The organism is Sulfitobacter sp. PR48, from assembly GCF_028807335.1.
In the GTDB taxonomy this organism is placed as follows: domain Bacteria; phylum Pseudomonadota; class Alphaproteobacteria; order Rhodobacterales; family Rhodobacteraceae; genus Sulfitobacter.
Window position 1 is genome coordinate 1 of sequence record NZ_JARAMM010000053.1, and the last position, 3,328, is coordinate 3,328.

The 3,328-nt window shown below is 63.9% G+C and carries 2 protein-coding genes; one reads left to right on the top strand and one right to left on the bottom strand.

What is annotated here, in order from left to right; translation table 11 throughout:
* Window positions 1–254: 254 nt before the first annotated feature.
* Window positions 255–1,451, bottom strand: coding sequence for a glycosyltransferase (locus PVW51_RS24105; protein WP_274578223.1), 1,197 nt, complete (start codon window positions 1,449–1,451; stop codon window positions 255–257).
* Between the two features lie 151 nt (window positions 1,452–1,602).
* Between PVW51_RS24105 and PVW51_RS24110 the strand changes: the two genes are divergently transcribed.
* Complete coding sequence (locus PVW51_RS24110; protein WP_269363898.1) at window positions 1,603–2,907, top strand: oligosaccharide flippase family protein; 1,305 nt, start codon at window positions 1,603–1,605, stop codon at window positions 2,905–2,907.
* Window positions 2,908–3,328 lie beyond the last annotated feature (421 nt).

Below are 3,328 nucleotides of genomic sequence, written 5' to 3' on the forward strand. Positions count from 1 at the left end.
GGGCAATGGGCTGCGGGAAAATCCGTCAAACCCGTCACGCCAAAGGCGTGCCAACATGACTCGGCGCTCCTTCGGAGCGACGGGCGGCGATTTCGCTTCATTTCAACGTCTTGGGCCGTTTGCAAATAGAACCTACCACTGCCCGGCAGTGCATTTGCAAGGCAAATGTCACGAGAGGGGATTGGCTGCACGCCCCAAACCATTGAAATTTCGTGAAATCGCCGCTGAGCATGTAGAATTAATGGGTCCAGAGCCTACGCCTCGGCGGGTTCCATCAGTGCCGCCAGTTTCTGTGCCGACGTGTCGATGTCATGGCGCGCCAGCGCCCGTGTCCGCCCGGCCGCGGCCATCTCGGCCAATCTGGCCTGTGGCAGGGTGGCAAGGTCATCCATCGCCTGCGCCAGGGCAGAGACATCGCCCGCAGGCACCAGCCAGCCGGTCTCCCCCGGGCGGACCAGTTCCGGGGTGCCCGCGACATAGGTCGCGATGACGGGACGGGCGGCGGCCATCGCCTCCATCACCACCATGGGAAGGCCCTCGGCAAAGCTGGGCATGACCATCGCATGGGCTGCTGCCAGTTCCGCCTTCACCCGTGTCTCATCGACCCAGCCGGTCAGTGTGACGCGGCCCCGCAGGTCAAGCCGGTCGATCAGCGCCTCGATCTGGTCGCGCATCTCGCCGTCGCCGATCAGGGTCAGATGCAGGTCGGCTTTGACCTGTGCCATCGCGTAGATCAGGATCATCTGGCCCTTCTGCTCGACCAGACGGCCAATCGCCACCACCTGGCGCGGCCCCTCGGGTAGCGGGGCAGGATCGCTGAAGCGCTCGGGCTCCACCCCGCAATGCACCACATGGATGCGGTCCCAATCCGCATGATCGGCCCAGCGCATCAGCTGCGAGCGGCCAAACTGGCTGATCGCGACGGTGAAATCGGCGGCCTTCATCTTGGCCCCCAGCGACAGGGCGCGGGGCGCATCGAATTCTTCCGGGCCATGCACGGTGAAGGAAAACTTCGGCCCGCCCAGCATCCGCGCCAGCAGCGCCACGGCAGGGGCATTGGTGCCGAAATGGGCATGGGCATGTGTAACCCCGGCAGCGCGGCATTGCGCCGCCACATGGGCCGCTTCGGCAAGGTAGATCATATGGCGCAACAGGCCCGCTTCGGAGCGACGGCCCAGTTTCAGCGCCATTCGCAGCGCCGCCAGGAACCCGCCGGGATTGCGGCCCAGGGCGCGCAGGCTGCCCCGCAGCAATGTCATCGGCCCCTTGGCAAGAAGATAGTCGGTCTGTTCCGCCTCGGCGACATCCTGCGGGTCCACCAGCTGGCCGTCAAAGCGCCGCATCGCGATCCGGGTGACCTTGTGACCCTGACGCTCCAGCGCGCGGATCTCGCGGCGGATGAAACTCTGCGAGGGTTGCGGATAGGTATTGAGAATATAGGCGATCTTCACGGCTCTTCCTTGTTCTTCACAACTTTGCCCCATTGCCGTGTCATGGCGCTGGCGCAGGACGCAAGGACGCTCTATTCAGCGCCTGAGGCAGAAGTGAGGCTTTTTTCGAGTGTTTGCACGGGTTTTTGAAGTGCTGAAGGACAACCGGCTGATGGCGCGCGCATTGCGCTCGGCCTCGTGGATCCTGTTGGGCTATGGCGCTTCGCAGGCGATCCGGCTGGCATCGAACCTGATCCTGACACGGCTGCTGTTCCCCGAAGCCTTTGGCCTGATGGCGCTGATCAGCGTGATCACCGTGGGCCTGACATTGTTTTCCGATGTCGGCATTTCGCCCTCGATTTCGCAGAGCAAGCGGGGCGATGACCCGGATTTCCTCAACACCGCCTGGACCATCCAGGTCTTGCGCGGCATCGGGCTTTGGGGTGCGGCCTGCGTGCTGGCCTATCCGGTGTCCCTGTTCTACGACCAGCCCGACCTGGCCCGCTATCTGCCCATTGCCGGTCTGGCGCTGATCCTGGGCGGGTTCAACCCGACCCGGATCGAAACCGCGCAGCGCCACCTGCTGATGGGGCGGCTGACGGTGCTGGACCTGAGCTCGCAGGTGATCGGCATCGCGGTGATGATCGGCCTTGCAGTGGTGTTGCAATCGGTTTCCGCCCTGGTCATCGGTGGTGTCGTGGGGGCAGGGGCCAAGCTGCTGCTGACCCATTATGGCCTGCCGGGCCAGCGCAACCGCTTCCGCTGGGAAAGGACCGCCGCGACCGAGCTGATCCATTTCGGCAAGTGGATCTTCCTCTCCACCTTGTTCTGGTTCTTTGCCAGTCAGGGCGACAAGGCGATCCTGGGCAAGTTCCTGACGCTGGAGACGCTGGGCATCTACAACATCGGCTATTTCCTGGCCAGTTTCCCGCTGTTGCTGGGGCTGAGCGTGACGGGCCGGGTCATGATCCCGATCTACCGCGAGGGGGCAGAGCCGCATCGGCTGGCCCGGATCCGCTATGGGCTGACCCTTGGCATCGGCGGCATGCTGGTGGTGATGGCGCTGATCGGGCCCTGGCTGGTCGACCACCTTTATGACAGCCGCTACGCCAGTTCCGGCGGGGTTGTGGTGCTGCTGGCCCTGGCGCTGATCCCGCAGGTGATCGGCATGACCTATGACCAGGCCGCCCTTGCGGCAGGGGATTCGCGGCGCTTTTTCATCTATTCGGCGGCGCGGTCCAGCCTGCAGGTGTCGATGCTGCTGGCAGGCGCGATCCATGCCGGGCTGGTGGGGGCGATCCTGGGCATGGGGCTGGCCATGGCGCTGTCGCATCTGGTGCTGATCTGGCTGGCGCGGGTCCATGCCGTCTGGGATGCGCGGCATGATCTGACCTTCTTCGTGGCGGGCGTGGTCGCCGCCGCCCTTGCGCTCTGGCTTCATCTTGACACCTTGCGCGCCCTTGGCGCCTCGGTCTGATTTGGCAGGGGGTGTTTCGTGCGGGCTATGATGCATTGAAATCCTTGATTTCAGGTGACTTCAGGTGGTTGGGGGCAAAGGCGAAACGCCAGGCTTCGCGCTTTGCTCTTCACACTTCGCGCTCTTCAGTTAACGCTCTGCGCTTTGGTTGCCGACATGTGCCGCCCACTTCCCGCAGCTGCAGACATGTCATGCAAGACCTGTCATTTTTGACATGTCATGTATGACATGTCGTCCGTTGCGGCTTGATGCGCCGCAGCGTTTCGCACCCACCCCAGCGGTCACTCGTGAAAATTGCAGCGGACGGGGGGAGGGAGCCCAGCCTGTGCGCTCAAAGTGAAGACCTATTGCCAAAGCAAAGCTTTGGCAGCGCCCGAACCGCCCCCACGGGGCGGGCGCTACTCGCCCACCCCTCGGTTCG